General features: G+C 55.3%; 17 protein-coding genes. 3 read left to right on the top strand and 14 right to left on the bottom strand.

Features of this window, described 5'->3' with window-relative positions:
• Positions 1-122: 122 nt before the first annotated feature.
• Complete coding sequence (locus DQX05_RS06720; protein ID WP_119792033.1) at positions 123-935, bottom strand: GNAT family N-acetyltransferase; 813 nt, start codon at positions 933-935, stop codon at positions 123-125.
• Between the two features lie 455 nt (positions 936-1,390).
• On the opposite strand from DQX05_RS06720, the gene DQX05_RS06725 reads away from it, so the two are divergent.
• The gene (locus tag DQX05_RS06725; protein WP_119792035.1) at positions 1,391-3,439 is read left to right on the top strand and encodes a serine hydrolase domain-containing protein; all 2,049 of its coding nucleotides are present in this window, start codon (positions 1,391-1,393) and stop codon (positions 3,437-3,439) included.
• Positions 3,440-3,488: 49 nt separating this feature from the next.
• Here the strand turns inward: DQX05_RS06725 and DQX05_RS30590 are convergent, their stop codons facing one another.
• Both DQX05_RS30590 and DQX05_RS06730 read right to left on the bottom strand, forming a co-directional pair.
• Positions 3,489-3,653, bottom strand: a complete 165-nt coding sequence (locus tag DQX05_RS30590; protein ID WP_182914647.1) for a hypothetical protein — start codon at positions 3,651-3,653, stop codon at positions 3,489-3,491.
• Positions 3,654-3,747: 94 nt separating this feature from the next.
• Positions 3,748-5,337 (bottom strand): alkaline phosphatase family protein, encoded by a 1,590-nt coding sequence (locus tag DQX05_RS06730; protein WP_119792036.1) that lies wholly within the window; start codon positions 5,335-5,337, stop codon positions 3,748-3,750.
• 293 nt (positions 5,338-5,630) lie between these two features.
• Between DQX05_RS06730 and DQX05_RS06735 the strand changes: the two genes are divergently transcribed.
• Positions 5,631-5,903, top strand: a complete 273-nt coding sequence (locus DQX05_RS06735; protein ID WP_119792406.1) for a cupin domain-containing protein — start codon at positions 5,631-5,633, stop codon at positions 5,901-5,903.
• Positions 5,904-5,918: 15 nt separating this feature from the next.
• On the opposite strand, the gene DQX05_RS06740 is transcribed toward DQX05_RS06735, so the two are convergent.
• The 3 genes from DQX05_RS06740 to DQX05_RS06750 form a co-directional block, all read right to left on the bottom strand.
• Positions 5,919-6,767 carry a GNAT family N-acetyltransferase gene (locus DQX05_RS06740; RefSeq protein WP_119792038.1) on the bottom strand — a complete coding sequence of 283 codons (849 nt, stop codon included), beginning with the start codon at positions 6,765-6,767 and terminating at the stop codon, positions 5,919-5,921.
• An 18-nt stretch (positions 6,768-6,785) separates the two neighbouring features.
• A complete protein-coding gene (locus tag DQX05_RS06745; RefSeq protein ID WP_182914648.1) occupies positions 6,786-6,980 on the bottom strand; it encodes a DUF1854 domain-containing protein in 195 nt (64 codons plus the stop codon).
• 84 nt (positions 6,981-7,064) lie between these two features.
• Complete coding sequence (locus tag DQX05_RS06750; RefSeq protein ID WP_220483160.1) at positions 7,065-7,388, bottom strand: response regulator transcription factor; 324 nt, start codon at positions 7,386-7,388, stop codon at positions 7,065-7,067.
• A gap of 70 nt (positions 7,389-7,458) precedes the next feature.
• Between DQX05_RS06750 and DQX05_RS06755 the strand changes: the two genes are divergently transcribed.
• Positions 7,459-7,695, top strand: coding sequence for a hypothetical protein (locus tag DQX05_RS06755; protein WP_147385160.1), 237 nt, complete (start codon positions 7,459-7,461; stop codon positions 7,693-7,695).
• On the opposite strand, the gene DQX05_RS06760 is transcribed toward DQX05_RS06755, so the two are convergent.
• The 8 genes from DQX05_RS06760 to DQX05_RS06790 form a co-directional block, all read right to left on the bottom strand.
• The gene (locus tag DQX05_RS06760) at positions 7,685-9,193 is read right to left on the bottom strand and encodes a winged helix-turn-helix domain-containing protein (RefSeq protein WP_119792046.1); all 1,509 of its coding nucleotides are present in this window, start codon (positions 9,191-9,193) and stop codon (positions 7,685-7,687) included. The genes DQX05_RS06755 and DQX05_RS06760 overlap by 11 nt on opposite strands.
• A 101-nt stretch (positions 9,194-9,294) precedes the next feature.
• A complete protein-coding gene (locus DQX05_RS06765; RefSeq protein ID WP_119792047.1) occupies positions 9,295-10,287 on the bottom strand; it encodes an ABC transporter permease in 993 nt (330 codons plus the stop codon).
• Positions 10,284-10,529 (bottom strand): hypothetical protein, encoded by a 246-nt coding sequence (locus tag DQX05_RS31770; protein ID WP_259391835.1) that lies wholly within the window; start codon positions 10,527-10,529, stop codon positions 10,284-10,286. Before DQX05_RS31770 ends, DQX05_RS06765 begins: the two co-directional genes overlap by 4 nt.
• Entirely contained in the window at positions 10,513-11,043 is a 531-nt protein-coding gene (locus DQX05_RS06770) for an ABC transporter permease (protein WP_259391836.1), read from the bottom strand. The genes DQX05_RS31770 and DQX05_RS06770 overlap by 17 nt, the downstream gene beginning before the upstream one ends.
• Before the next feature lie 11 nt (positions 11,044-11,054).
• Positions 11,055-11,975 (bottom strand): ABC transporter ATP-binding protein, encoded by a 921-nt coding sequence (locus DQX05_RS06775; protein WP_119792090.1) that lies wholly within the window; start codon positions 11,973-11,975, stop codon positions 11,055-11,057.
• 98 nt (positions 11,976-12,073) lie between these two features.
• On the bottom strand, positions 12,074-12,544 hold the full coding sequence (locus DQX05_RS06780) for a DinB family protein (protein WP_119792408.1): 471 nt from the start codon (positions 12,542-12,544) through the stop codon (positions 12,074-12,076).
• Between the two features lie 28 nt (positions 12,545-12,572).
• Positions 12,573-13,091 carry a HugZ family pyridoxamine 5'-phosphate oxidase gene (locus DQX05_RS06785; protein WP_119792092.1) on the bottom strand — a complete coding sequence of 173 codons (519 nt, stop codon included), beginning with the start codon at positions 13,089-13,091 and terminating at the stop codon, positions 12,573-12,575.
• Positions 13,075-13,887: an ABC transporter ATP-binding protein gene (locus DQX05_RS06790; protein WP_119792094.1), complete on the bottom strand. Its 813-nt coding sequence runs from the start codon at positions 13,885-13,887 to the stop codon at positions 13,075-13,077. The genes DQX05_RS06785 and DQX05_RS06790 overlap by 17 nt, the downstream gene beginning before the upstream one ends.
• Between the last annotated feature and the right edge of the window lies 1 nt (position 13,888).

The following is a 13,888-nucleotide window of genomic DNA, read 5'->3' on the forward strand; positions in this document are numbered from 1 at the left end:
GGTTCAATCAAATAGGAAAAAGAAGGGCACGGCAAAAAACGCCCCTTCCTGATCCTCGGATGCAGGAAGGGGCGCCGCCTGATGCCCGCATTCACGGGCCGATGTCAACGTTTATTTCCACTCTACTCGATTCCATGCCCATTCTCAAAGACCCGAATGGCGCATACCGGGCGGAAGCCTGCCCGCTTGTATACGCCTGCCCCCGCTTCGGAAGCCTGCAGGACGATAAGCCCGTCATGCCAGGTCAAGATGTCAGACAAAATATGATGGAACATGGCAGAGCCGAAGCCTCGCTTCCGGTATTCGTCCAAGGTCGCGATATCATATATGCCGACGCTATCCCGGCTGCGCATGGTCGATCCGACGGTGACAGGCGTTCCATCGTTCAGCACTCCGATATATAACGCCATCTCAGGCCGGGTCCATAGCTGGGATTCGGCAAGCCGCTCATAGTACAGGCTGACATGCTTGGCTTCGCTGCTCTCTCCGAATAGGCACGACAAGACCGCACCAAATTGCTCTACTTCCCCAGGAGTCCGAATCTGCTTCACGGCAAAGCCCTCCGGCATGTACGCCTCCGGAGACAGGTCTTCCGCATACGCATACATGCCCTCATTGACCTCGGCCAGACTTAGCCCGGCATGTTCAATCTCCTGCCGGGCGCTTGCGCCCAGCGGCTCCCAGCACCATAGCGACATCGGGAACGATCGCGCCGCAAAATAATCCGTCATCTGCCGCACAGCGCCCTCTGATCCGGCATCATCTGCCCGCAGGACGCCAATATTGAACGTATCCGCGGGCATGCCGCAATCGACCAGCATATATTGTTCCGTGGTCTGGACGGACATGCCTTCGCTCTCCCGTGCGACGAACGAGACTTTCTCCATAAAATTATGTTGAATATAAGCGGACATCCGTTGATCCATTTCTTTCATTCCAACTCGCTCCTTATTATATATATTTCGTAAGGGTCGCAAGTCTGCTGTCAAATACAGAATAGCCAGTCAGAATGAATGGCGGCGATATTTTAACAATATCTCCATGCAGCTATCGCCATCTGTTTATCGTGCAGACGTTGCATGGAGCGCTCTGAAAATGATGGCCGATGGAAAAAACATACGATCACCCTTTCTTCCGTTCGATGTAAAAGCGGTCAGGACAATTCCCCCATCGCATTTCAATTATACGGAAGTGTCCGATAAGGCGCAATTGGACAGGGCCAATCTCATATCTGCCCTGCCGCCTTGTTTCCTCCCGTACCCGGAAAGACCGATCCGGAAATTTTTCATATTCCATGCTGCCATATTGGGGGTTGAAAGTGACGCGACGTCAGCGGATATACTCGAACTAGGCTTGATGAAGAAGGCTCTGAGAAAGGGGAAAAGAAACAATGAAACAAGGAAAAACAGCCGCTCGCATTCTAGCGCTGGCGCTTGCCGCCGTCATGGCGTTCGGTCCGTCCGCTGCGGCAAAGGGGTCTAATCACATCAGAACGGAGGCGCAAGCGGCCCGATTCAGTCCCTGCGATCTGAAGCGAGTGGAGTCATTTGCAGATGAGTTTTTTGCAAGCGATTCTTTCCGCTCGTCCGGCGCTCCCGGCGCAGTGGTTGCCATTGTGAAGGAGAATCAGGTTCTACTCAATAAAGGGTATGGCATGGCGAATGCGGAGACACGGATACCGATGACGGCCGATACGGTCGTCCGGATTGCCTCTATCAGCAAATCGGTTACTGCGGCCGCGGTCATGCAGCTTGCCGATCAGGGCCAGCTCAGGCTGGATGACAACATCGAAGCTTACTTGGGCGTTGGCTTGAAGTTGAGTAATCCATTCAAGGAACCGGTCACGATCACGCATTTGCTGACCCATACGACCGGCTTCGACTATACGGATATGGATGCGAAGGATATTCATACCGATTTCGGCCAATACACATCGATGGAGCAATATCTTCGGGAGCGTATGCCGTCTGTCGTGCGGAAGCCGGGCGATATGTTCAAATACGATAACTTTGCCAATCTGCTGCAAGGCTATATTGTCGAACAAGTCTCGCGGATGCCGTTCGAGCAATATATGGAGAACCATATCTTCCAGCCATTGGGCATGACGCATTCCGGCTTCGTCATGGATGCAGACACCAGATCCGCCATGGCCGTCGGCTATGACTCTTCCGGGGCGGCAATTGCCCCGTACACCTATACGCCGACCATCGCACCGCACGGAAGCATGCATTCGACCTCAAGTGACATGACCAGATTCATGATGGCCCATCTGAACAGCGGCGAGCTCGATGGCCATCGTATCCTATCCGGATCAGCGGCGGAAGAGATGCACCGCTTCCACTATGCCATCCACCCGAAGAAACCTAATATGACCTACGGCTTCGAAGCGGCATTGCATCCGCTGCATAACGGCCGGTACGTGATCGAGAAAGCGGGAGATACGGACGGATTCTCTTCGTGGATGTGGCTGCTGCCGGAAGAGAAAGTCGGCATCTTCATCGCCTATAATACGAAAAACGCTCAGTTGCGGGTGGAGTTCATGCAGGCATTTATGAATCGCTTCTTCCCGGAAGAGTCTGCCAAGCCGGTATTTCTCAAGCCGAGCCGAACGGAGCTGGAACGGTTCGCCGGCCTCTATCGCGACGCGCGCAAAGGAATGAACTTGACCCGCATTGCCGCATCCGATGATGGCAAGCTGCTCGTCGAGGACACCGTCGGCGGCAAAATTGAACTGCGGCAGATCGACCCCCTGCTCTTCATCGATGACTATGGGCTAACCATGGCATTCAAGGAGAAGGAAGACGGATCCATCGGATATATGATGTATCTGAATCCGTACAGCATTGCGATCAAGGCCCCGGATCAGCCTCCTGGCACCGGAACCGGCGTCCCGGCCGCTCAGCCGTACCGCGATGCGATAGAACAGCTGCAGAAGTTGGGCGTGCTGGAGGGGCAAGAGGATCATCCGCTTCGTGCCGAGGAAGCCGTGACCCGGGGCGAATTCGCCCGCCTACTGATCGGCATGCTCGATCTGCCGCTGTCCAGGAGCGCGGCCGCATTCACGGATACCGCAGAGAGCCCGTACCTGCGGCATATCAATACATTGGCCGAGCGCGGAATCATCAAGGGCACGGCCGGCGGCGCCTTCGAGCCGGATCGCATGATCAGCCGTCAGGAAGCGGCAGCCATCCTGTGGCGGGCGCTCGTCCAGGCCGCTCCAGCGAAGCCTTCCGAAGCGGCGCTTGCCGGGACGGCCGATTCCTGGGCGCTGGAAGGGGTGCAGAGCATCGCGGCCCGCCAGCTATTCGGACCGGATACCACGCCGGGCGCAGACGGCCGCATTGATGTCCGGGCCACGGATCCGCTGCTGCGCCAGGAAGCGGCATATATGCTGTACCACGCCTTCCAGGGGTTATATCGCGAAGGCGGGTTGTTCTAGCGAAGAAGCAGCTCCCATAACCATCGGGAGCTGCTTCCTATTGTTGTCCTTATGGATGATAAGGATAGGTTCGGCCTTCGTCGATTGCCCATACCGTCCCGAAGCTCCAGCCGGATAAAGTGCTTCGCTTCAGCATCTCGGCAGTCGTTTTCGGCTCGCCCATACCAAAGTCGTCATCTTGCCGCAGGTCTGCGTCATGGTCAACTTGGTTCATCGGGCACTCCTTCAACCCGGACGGGTGGTGTATAGGGGAACCATTATACCCGATCGATCACCTATTCCGAGCGGAGAATCTTCGTGGATTGTTCCTAACGCGAGAGCAATTCGAGCAAAAATGGCTTGAGGTCTATGATGCGCAAATGCTCCGGTTTCCGATCGGTGCCGCAAATAAGCAGCGGCACGAGCGATTCCTCGCTTCGCATCGACCCATGTCCCCCGCCGCCTTTATGCGTCGGGGAGCTTCTGTCCGCCAGCTCATAGCCCGGCTTCGCGGTTACGACGAGGAACTCTCCCTCATGGGAGTGCAGCGCCGCCGATAATCGCCGCAGTCCGTCAGGATAGTGTCCGTAGTTAATCGTTTTCGCAGATGCATCAACCTGAAGATCCATCACTTTCGCATCGCCTTCGATTGTCCACGCCTGCCCATACGTATCGATGAGCGGCCCGTCTGCATGATACCTCATCTCCTGTCGCATGTTCCCGGGAACTGAATGTATCCAGCCGTGTTCCTTCCACGCGATCAGGTCGATGCGCGGATCAGAAGACAGCGATTCGGCTATCGTTCGCAGCGGCTTGTGCTTGCCGTTCGTGTAAATATAGGCCATCGTCTCATTGACCGCGAGAATCAAGTCGGTCTCATCGGACACCGCGTCCCCCGGCCGCAGCACGCGATAGTTCGCCAGGAGAGAAGGCAGCTCGATGACTGGATTGTCCCGTGCCGGTAATATGGACGTCATGCCGCTATCCCCGGCAATGATAAATACCGCCTGCCGTAAAGCATCTTCCATCGAGCCGAATTCTTCGAGCAACGAACGAAGTTGCCGGTCCACTTGTTGGACGCCCCTTCGTTCCCCGGGTCCATTCTTGTGCAGCTTCTGATCCAGATCCGGTAAATAGACAAATAAGAAATCCGGCAGTTGGTTGTTGCTTATCAAGTATCTCGCCGCTTCCACGGAATATGCATTATTCAACCCTATGCGACGGGTGATGCCATCACGAAGATCGGTCTTCCCCTCGAACGGGTTGGAAAACGCGCCGAGCGCCAGCAGATCGGGGCCTGTCACCTCTATCTGCCGCGGCAAGGAGGCAGGACGCTGAATCCAGGCGGGAATCGATAAGGTATGCTTCTTCGTCCCCCGGAAGATCAACCCGTTAATGGAGCCGGCTGTATGCCCGCGCCGGGCCAAGTCCTCATAGATGGTCGGAACTTTGGGATTCAGATGCGAGCCGTTCAAATGCTGCAAGAGATCTGTCAATACCGGGTTAACGCCATGCTTCAACACCTCCATCGGGCCCGTCCCGTAATTAATGACTTTCTTCTCGGACGCGGAATACCAGGTCAGTCCCGGGATTCGATGCTCGTCTGGATACGTTCCCGTCAGCAGAGAGCTGTCAATCGTAACGGACATCGTCGGAAAAGAAGAGACCATTTTCTTATAGTATTGCCCGTGCTTGGTAAGAAATTGGAACGCAGGCAGCTCATTTCGTTCGATGCCCCGATCGATAGCCTGCGACATTAAGGAATCGATCAACAAATAGATCACTTTTTTGGAACCGGTTCCTTCCATGGACTGCAGTTGTATCCGATTTTCCTTTGGTTTCTGTTCTGGCTTCTGGCATCCGGGAAGAATAACCAGGACGCAGAGCAATAGAATCAGCCGTATCATCTTGGCCCGCATGAATGCGTCACCCCACCCTGTGCATGAAGTAGGCTACGAGCCAATGACAGGCGGAAGTCTTCCGACTCCGCGAAGACCGACAGACTTCCCCTGCGCGCTTGGCATAAATAACCTTATACAACATATAGGGTGCGATATTCACGGGTTTTTATGCTGTTGATTGGAAAAAAGTACCCCTGGCAAACGCGGCCAATGCCGCGCATTCCTCAATTCTAAGGCTCACCCCGGTCTGGGCATTCGCATATCATGCCTTTAGCGAATCGATCAAGAGGTTACGGAAGGGTGATATGCTCATGAAGAAGCCGGATTACAGTTCACCTTCACTGAATCTGTCGTACGATATGAAAAACAGCAATTTTTTCACGCAAGATGCGGATAACCTTATTAACGTGCTGTCCCAAGCGCAAATATCCTCGCTGGAAAATGTGTCTCTGCTTGATATTTTCCTGAGCCAAGGCCATACCGTCGAACCGCACTGGCATCCGAACGAGGCGGAGCTCGTCTATATCATTGCGGGAGAAGCGATGATTGGGGTGGAGAGGCGCAAGGAGAGCTGTACTGCATGATAGATTACTGCTGACTTACAGAAACAAATACATTTCATGTTGCTCAAGCTTGTTCTTCTCGAAGCCCTTGCCTAGCAGGAAGCCTTCCAGCCCGTGGTTGTTCGGAAAACCGATTGATAAGCCGGTCAGGTTGAGCATGCGGCTGCCTTCCCCCAGCATCGCCGACGCGATGCCTCGGCTGCGATAGGCCGGATCGACGTATAAGAAGCTGATTTTCCCGCACTGGTTCACGCACATTCCGCCAACCAGCTTCTCGTCCAGAAAGGCGCCGACGAAGGAGTTGTTTTCCGACAGCCGAATATAGTCGGCATCATTCTGCCAATTGATATGAAAGTGAAGCCAACCCTGAATCTCTTGTTCAAACCGTTCAGGCGATAGGCTCCTTACTTCCAGCCCCTCCACATATGCCGCCAATCCCAACAGATCCTGCAGCTGATAATACGACAGATCATATATTTTGCGATAACCGAGCTTACGATAAAAATGGATCGCGCGATCATTCCCGACGATCACTTCCAGGAAAAGCTGGGTGCAGCCGCAAGCGATCGCCTCCTCCTTATGGCGGGCGAACAGCTCTTTGCTGATGCCGCGGCCGCGGTAATCGGGATGGATGGCCAATGTCCCGCACCGTATCGTCTTACGTCCTTCGTACACCTTGACTCCTCCGAGAATCACCCCGACCGGCTTCCCGCCATCCAGTGCGATGAAGGAATGCTCCGGCTGATTCCCTTCCGGGCCGAAGAATCGCTTGACGAAGTCTTCCTGCTTCATCTCCATCGGTACGATGTAGTCGGAAAATCCGATGCGAAACGCTTCATATATCAATTCCATTGCAACTTCCGTGCAGCGAGTGTATTGAATCATCTACAACACATCCTTTAGTCATTTTTTGCTGGCACCATCCAGCGTCTGAAGATCACAAATCTCCGCGCGTCTCCCGTTCACATCGATCAAGAGAAGACGGTTCGCCCCGTGAAGCTGTACATGTTCATGCAGATAGCGCATCGTCATCCGCATCAGGCCGGCATTCGTCTCCAACTGCCATATCCACAAATCTTGATGCTGGCGCACCTGCACAATGATCCGGCCTCTTCGAGTCTTCGTACCGATACTCTGATGCTGTCTTATGTGTCGATGCCCGCGCTCCTTCCGGCACTCCGTTCAAGCCAACAATCCAAGCTGGCGCGCCTTCTCAACCGCTTCAACCCGGTTGGAGGCTTGGAGCTTGGAATAGATGTGGATCATATGAGTTTTGACCGTGGCAACCGAAATACAAAGCCGTTCCCCGATCTCCTTGTTCCTTAGCCCCGAGGCCGCGGCTTGCAGCACCTCGAGCTCGCGCTCGCTCAACACATCGCCTCCGCCGGAATCCCGATTCCAGAACGAGCTGACGCGCTGAATGAACGCCTTCTCCTTCGCAAGCAGGTCCTGTTCCTTCTCCTGCAGCAGCTTCTCCGGCCAACAGGTAGAGATAGGCAATCTCATTCGCATAGCTGTAATGAACGGCTTCCCGGATGAGATTCAATATTTCGGGCCTGCACCGGGAGCCTTCTTGATGCAGAATCACGATCTTGTGCAGCAGAGCATCGACCAGGATCAACGGAAGCTTGCGCTTGCGCACCTGCATCAGAATATCATCGGTCTGCTTCAGCGCCTCCTCCGCTTCTCCCCGGGCGGCCAGCACTCTGGCATAGAGCAGCCGCTCGTCATAGCGCAGCCGGCCGCTTGCTTCCCCTTCCTGCACCCGTGTCAGGAAGCGCTGCAGCAGCTCGGAATCCGGCTCACCGAGTGACAGCTGGTATCTTAACAGCGATAGATGGTAATAGAGATGATGGCGGAATGCCGGCTCCCCCCACATCTCTCTCATCCGCTCCTTCGTCGCCCTCGTGTCCCCGCGGAGCAAGGCCAATTCGAACCGGTTGAAGGCATATTTCCATGGAAGGATAGCTGGCAGTGTGTTGGCGCTTCACCTTCCCGAACCAGTGTTTCGCGTCATCGAGCCGCATCCTTTTCATATAAATGCCGCCGATTCCAACCTGGATGCAGAAATGATAGAACAGCCGCTGGAACAGCAAATCCCGATTATCGCTCAACCAAGCCAACGGAATCTGCCTCAGCAAGACCCAGCCCTGCATCGACTGCGGCATGCGGGCGATCACGTCCATCGCCTCCGGATACCGCCGTGCCTGGATGTAATGCTTCACGCTCTCAGCCTGGTCGCCCCGCTGCTCATAGATCGCCGCCGCCTTGACATGCAAATCGTGAATCGCCCCTTCGCCTTCATTGGAGAGCCGATATCGTAAAAACTCGCAGAATAAATGATGATACCGATATAAACCGGCCGTCTCGTCAATCGTGACCAGGAACAGATTTTTGTCCTGCAGCCGGTCGATGAACATCCTGGCATCTCTAATCTCAAGAAGGCCATTGCAGACCGCTTCATCAAAATAGCTCAGAATGGACGTATGCAGCAAGAACCTCGTCTCATCCCCGTCCAGCGAGCGAAGAATCTCATTGGACAAATAAGTCACCATATATTTATTGAGTCCGCTGCCATGACTGGATGGCATCTCCGTCTTCTGGGACATCGCCAGCGCGATAAGCTGCAGCCCTCCCGCCCAGCCTTCCGTCTGCTCATTCAATCTACCGGCTGTATCATGATCCACCTCTAAAGCCAACGTTTGCTGCAGAAACTGAGCGGCCTCCTCATGTGAAAATTTCAGTTCGGATTCATTGATTTCCGCATACTTGCCGTCCATCATCCATTCACCCAAATACAGCTTCGGCGCTTCGCGGCTCAGCAGCACGATCCGGACCTGCTCCGGACTATACTTGATGAAAAATTCAAGAGAACGAAGTACCTCCTCCTTATCAAGGACATGGGCATCGTCCAGGACAAGCGTGAGCGCTTCCATATGATGGAGCTGATTCACAATCAACGTCAAGATCGTTTCCATATCATGCTTGTGTGGGATCGCTTCGAAAACTTGATACAAGCCGTCGGCGCTGCTGCCCAGATCCTCCTTCAAGGCCCCCAGCACATAATACCAGAACGAGTACAGGTCATTATTGTCCTCGTCCAGCGCAATCCAGCGGAAATGACGCTGGCCCGCCTCCTTCATATAGGAAGTGAGCAGCGTCGTCTTCCCGCTCCCGGCAGCTCCCTGCACGACAACGACCTTGTATTCCTTCACATGCCGCAGCTTGGTGAACAGCCGCTCCCTCCGAATATAATGCTTGCGCGGAACCGGCGCCATAAGCTTGGCGCAAATCAACCTGATGCGATCCATATGTGCTCTACCCCACCTAATTGTGTAATGCTGAATGTCGGGAACCCAGCATCTGGGAATCCGTTCCTCTTACTATACCACGCGGGAGCCGCTTGCACGTATCAATATCTTCCTGCCCGGCATCTTCTTCTGCAGATCATGGCGCCGGCCGCGAACAGGATGCAGGACAGAACGATCACATACAGCGCAGGCCAGACCGCGTCCCCATACGTAGCTCCTCGCTCCAAGCTGATCACGGCAGCCATATACTGCCGCTGCGGCAGCCAATAGGTCAGCACGTTCATCCATCCTTCATGCTGTACCGTATAGAAGCCGCCGGACAGAAGCGAAGTGACAAGAATCAGGCTTGAAGCCGCTGTAACCGCATTGTCGATGTCGTCGATGCAGACCGTGATGAACAGCGCGAATGCCGCGGCCACCAGCGACAATACGGCAATAAGCCAGCCATATTGCAGCAGCGTGAAGCCGATATCGGCATGCAGGAGGAGCCTTGCTCCCGCGATGCACAGATAAGCCGGCACACTGATAAGCAGGAAGCAGAACAGGACCTGGGCCGCAAGATAGGTCATGACGGACATCGGAGAGGCTGCCATTCGCCGCAGCGTGCCCTGCACCTTGTCCTCCGCGAAGAAATTCATATAGAACATGCCCTGCAGCAGCACGAACATCATGAGAAAGCCGGCAACGTTCGAACCGATGCCCCGCTTCTCCGCTTCCGGCAGCAGCTGATCCGGATGCTCCAGCGCTTGACGCACCATCGTGGCATACGCCTCGCTCTTCATCGTCTCGATCGTATAGCTCCCGTCCCCTTCATCGATGATGACGGCATCATATTTGTTGCGCACCAGCTCGGACCTGCGCGGCGCTTCCGCAAGCCGCTTCACCTGAAAATCGTGCAAACCGGCGATGGAAGCCTCTTCCGGTTCGGAAGCGGCGGATACGAGGGCGAGATTGCCTCTCGAATCTTTCACCGATGTCAACAGCAGCGCAGCAGCCACAGCAGCGATCGTCATGACCGACGTGATCGTCACAATCGCCTTGCGGCTCATCAGTCTCACCCAATTTTGATGAAAAACATATGCCATTTCTCTCATACATAGTCCTCCGCATGAAATATCCTGCTGCAGCCCCACAACAGCACAAGCGAACCAACGGCGAAGCCGCCCAGCAGCGGCAGTGCCATCCCCGCATCCTGATCGTAGATGACGCGGAAGACCGCTTCCGCCACCCATTTCACCGGCGAGAGATAGGATAGAATCTCCGCGGTGCGGCCCAGGCCGTCCCACTGGAAGAACAGGCCTCCGAGCAGAGCGAGCAGGTTATTGACGAAGCTCAAAACTTTTGTTGCTCGTCTCCTCGCTTCGGCACAGGCAGCACATGAGCACGCCGAGCGCGGCGGAGAACAGATTGAAGCCGATGAGAATCAGCGCGACCGCGATCCAGCTGCTCCCGCCATAGTGAACATCGAGCAGCCAATGGGCCAGGGCAAGCAGCAGCAGCGTGCTCAGCGTCGAGAAGAAGAAGGTCGCTGCTATTTTCGAGATATACAGATAGGAAGTCCTTACAGGCGCGTGCAGAATTCGCAGGTTGCTCTGCTTCAAGCTCTTCTCCATGAAGCTGTTCGAGGCTATCATCGACACGTTCAGCGACGTAAATATGAGAATGGTCACCCCGTAATAATCGTAGGAGGAGACTTCGCCGCCGCCATAGATGCCGCGGGTCAAATAGCCGAGGAGGAGCATCAGCAGCAGCGGGAACACCGAATTCGACAAGAGGAGCACCGGATTTAGCGCCAGATTAACGATATCGCGCTTCAGGATGGCGTGGACTTTGTACTGAGTTGACGGCATCTCCGGCCTCCTCAATCGCGCAGCGTCCGGCCGGTCAGCTTGAGGAAGACCATTTCCAGGCTGGCCGCCGCGCTCGTCATATTGATAATTTTCATTCCCTGGCTCATCAGGAGCGCAATGATTTTATCGAGGTTCTCGATTCCTTTTAAGGTCGTAATCCGGATGCGGTTATGGTCCACGTACACCTTCTTCACGCCATCGATCCGGTATAGCTCATCCGGATTGGCTGTGCTGGCGTCCTCTACTTCGACATCGTAGAGCTTCTCTTCCTCCAACTCCTCCTTCGTGCCGCTAGCGATAATGCGGCCATGATCGATGATAATAATGCGGGACGCAATCTCTTCGACCTCTTCCATATAATGCGTTGTATAAATGATGCTGGCCCCCTCGTCGCGCAGCGCCTTGATCGATTCCAAAATATGATTGCGCGACTGCGGATCGATGCCGACGGTCGGTTCATTGAGACGGGGCTTGTGTGCAATCGCGCAGGCAATATTCAACCGGCGCTTCATGCCGCCGGACAACGTCTTCGGCTTCTCCCGCTTCCGCCCGGACAGTCCGACGAAGTCGAGCGCTTCCTCTGCCGCCCGCTGGAGCGCGTCGCCGCGCAGACCGTACAAGGAGGCGAAAAATCTCACATTGGCCTCCGCCGGAATATTCTCGTATATCGCGATATCTTGCGGGACGATGCCGAGGCTCTCCTTCAATCGGACTGGATGCTTCTCCACCCGCTCCCCCTGGAACCGGATTTCTCCGCCGTCATATCGCAATAACGCAGCCAAAATGTTGATGGTCGTGCTTTTCCCCGCTCCGTTCGGCCCGAGAAAGCATACGATCTCTCCCGGAAAAATCTCGAACGAAATGTCCTGCAGCGCCCGGAAATCGTTGAAGCGCTTCTCCAACCCCGTCACCTGCAATATCGGTTGACTCATGCAAATCACTCCTTCTGGCCTTCATGTTACGTTGAAGGGACAAAAAAAGAATCAACCGTTCGGTTGATTCCGAAGGTTGATTCTTGTCATCGGCTCTGTCACGTTACTTGCCCGGCCGGTTGGGCATGCTTCTGGATCAGGGAAATCTGGCCCGCATGCAGGCCGGTATGGTATAGCAGCCGGCTGACCGCCTCTAGCGGCGTCGAGGCTCCCATCGGCGAATCCACCGCCACACGCCAGGCCTCCTCGGGCAGCTCACGCATCGCCTCCATCACGTGTTGGTTCGAGGCACGCAGCAGGGCCAGCAGGCCTTCCCGGTCCAAGAATTCGGCCTGATCCCGGCCTGCCGCCGGCCCGCGGCTCGTCAGGATCTCCAGCCCGGGAGGCAGCGCGCGCCGGAAAAACCATTCCGCGAACAAATACTCGACTTCCGCATTATGTCGGAGCATATAGCCGACCGAGGCGGCCCCGATGCGCAAGCCCAGAGCTTGCTCCGGCAAGCTGTTGGCCATATTGTAGAAGCGTTCATGAAGCGTGTTCCATATCACAGCTACGGATAAATAGGTCATTGCATTCGGCTCCTTTCCCATTGTCCTCTCATGTGGCGGCTTGCTTGACGGATTGCGTATGACCATCGCGCGCGACATGTTCGAATCGGTCGGCGTTCAGATCGATATCATATGCCTGGCCGAAGCCCGCGACATACCGCCCCGCCAGCGGCGTCAGCTCGAACAGCGAGAAATCAAGCCCGCGCAGCACCCGGATCATGGGAGCTCCGAACGACGCTTCGAACCGTTCGAATAGCTCCTCATGGCCTTCATTGCCGATGTTGACGGCATGGCACACGAAGCGGGCACGCTCGCGGGCGAACAGGTTCGCCGAATTGGATTCATCTTCAATCAGCATGACATCGACGTCCGGATTGGCCTCCACATGCCGATAATGATTGGCAATGCGGCTTATATAGATATACAGCTTCCCGTCCTTCTTCACGAACGGCGCATAGGAGACAAAGGGCCGGCCCTTCTCGTCGATCGTGCCCAGCATCAATGTCTTCACGCGATCCGCTAATTTCATATATTGAAGCTTTACCGTTTCGTTAGCCAATGGCTTCATGAACATCCCCCGCTTTTCTATTCCATTTTTGCAATACATGAATCCGCGGACAATCGCTGTCCCGCCCGTATTGGATCTCGGTCTCCACGCCGTACACGCTTCGGATAAGCTCCATCGTGAACACATCTTGCGGCGTCCCGTACAAGCGCAGACTCCCTTCCTTGATCACACAGACCCGATCGCTGTAGGCGCTCGCATGGTTCAGATCATGCAGCACCATGACGACCGTAAGCCCCAGTTCGCGATTCAGCGTGCGTACAAGTTCCAGCACCTCCAATTGATGCGCAATGTCCAAATACGTGGTTGGCTCATCGAGCAGCAGCACCTTCGGACGTTGGGCCAGCGCCATCGCCAGCCAGGCCCGCTGCGCTTCTCCCCCGGACAAGGAGGCGACGAGCCGCTCCTTGTATGCCTGCATCCCTGTCTGCTCCAACGCCCATTGAATCACCTCTTCATCCGCTGCGTCGAGGCGCTCATACCATTTCTTATGCGGCATGCGGCCGTAGCTGACCAGTTCTCCTACCGTCATGTCCGCTGGGCTGGCGTTCGACTGGCAGAGCATGCACATGAGACGGGACACTTGCTTCGTGCTGAGCGAACGCAACTCCCGCTCGGCAATGCATACCCGGCCGCTCTCGCAAGGAATGAGACGGGTCATCGCCTTCAGTATCGTTGATTTGCCCGAGCCGTTCGGCCCGATGATCGAGACGACTTCCCCTTCCTTCACATCAAGGGAAAAGTTATGGACTACGGTTTTGTCCGCATACCGGATATTCAATGACTGCACCTTCAACATG

Source organism: Paenibacillus thiaminolyticus, assembly GCF_003591545.1.
Lineage (GTDB): Bacteria > Bacillota > Bacilli > Paenibacillales > Paenibacillaceae > Paenibacillus_B > Paenibacillus_B thiaminolyticus_A.

Excerpts from the sequence above, each read along its gene's own strand:
- DQX05_RS06720 (WP_119792033.1), bottom strand. The coding sequence starts at position 935 with ATGAAAGAAATGGATCAACGGATGTCCGCTTATATTCAACATAATTTT.
- DQX05_RS06725 (WP_119792035.1), top strand. The coding sequence starts at position 1,391 with ATGAAACAAGGAAAAACAGCCGCTCGCATTCTAGCGCTGGCGCTTGCC.
- DQX05_RS30590 (WP_182914647.1), bottom strand. The coding sequence starts at position 3,653 with ATGAACCAAGTTGACCATGACGCAGACCTGCGGCAAGATGACGACTTT.
- DQX05_RS06730 (WP_119792036.1), bottom strand. The coding sequence starts at position 5,337 with ATGCGGGCCAAGATGATACGGCTGATTCTATTGCTCTGCGTCCTGGTT.
- DQX05_RS06735 (WP_119792406.1), top strand. The coding sequence starts at position 5,631 with ATGAAGAAGCCGGATTACAGTTCACCTTCACTGAATCTGTCGTACGAT.
- DQX05_RS06740 (WP_119792038.1), bottom strand. The coding sequence starts at position 6,767 with ATGATTCAATACACTCGCTGCACGGAAGTTGCAATGGAATTGATATAT.
- DQX05_RS06750 (WP_220483160.1), bottom strand. The coding sequence starts at position 7,388 with ATGAGATTGCCTATCTCTACCTGTTGGCCGGAGAAGCTGCTGCAGGAG.
- DQX05_RS06755 (WP_147385160.1), top strand. The coding sequence starts at position 7,459 with ATGCAGAATCACGATCTTGTGCAGCAGAGCATCGACCAGGATCAACGG.
- DQX05_RS06760 (WP_119792046.1), bottom strand. The coding sequence starts at position 9,193 with ATGGATCGCATCAGGTTGATTTGCGCCAAGCTTATGGCGCCGGTTCCG.
- DQX05_RS06765 (WP_119792047.1), bottom strand. The coding sequence starts at position 10,287 with ATGAGAGAAATGGCATATGTTTTTCATCAAAATTGGGTGAGACTGATG.
- DQX05_RS06770 (WP_259391836.1), bottom strand. The coding sequence starts at position 11,043 with ATGCCGTCAACTCAGTACAAAGTCCACGCCATCCTGAAGCGCGATATC.
- DQX05_RS06775 (WP_119792090.1), bottom strand. The coding sequence starts at position 11,975 with ATGAGTCAACCGATATTGCAGGTGACGGGGTTGGAGAAGCGCTTCAAC.
- DQX05_RS06780 (WP_119792408.1), bottom strand. The coding sequence starts at position 12,544 with ATGACCTATTTATCCGTAGCTGTGATATGGAACACGCTTCATGAACGC.
- DQX05_RS06785 (WP_119792092.1), bottom strand. The coding sequence starts at position 13,091 with ATGAAGCCATTGGCTAACGAAACGGTAAAGCTTCAATATATGAAATTA.
- DQX05_RS06790 (WP_119792094.1), bottom strand. The coding sequence starts at position 13,887 with ATGTTGAAGGTGCAGTCATTGAATATCCGGTATGCGGACAAAACCGTA.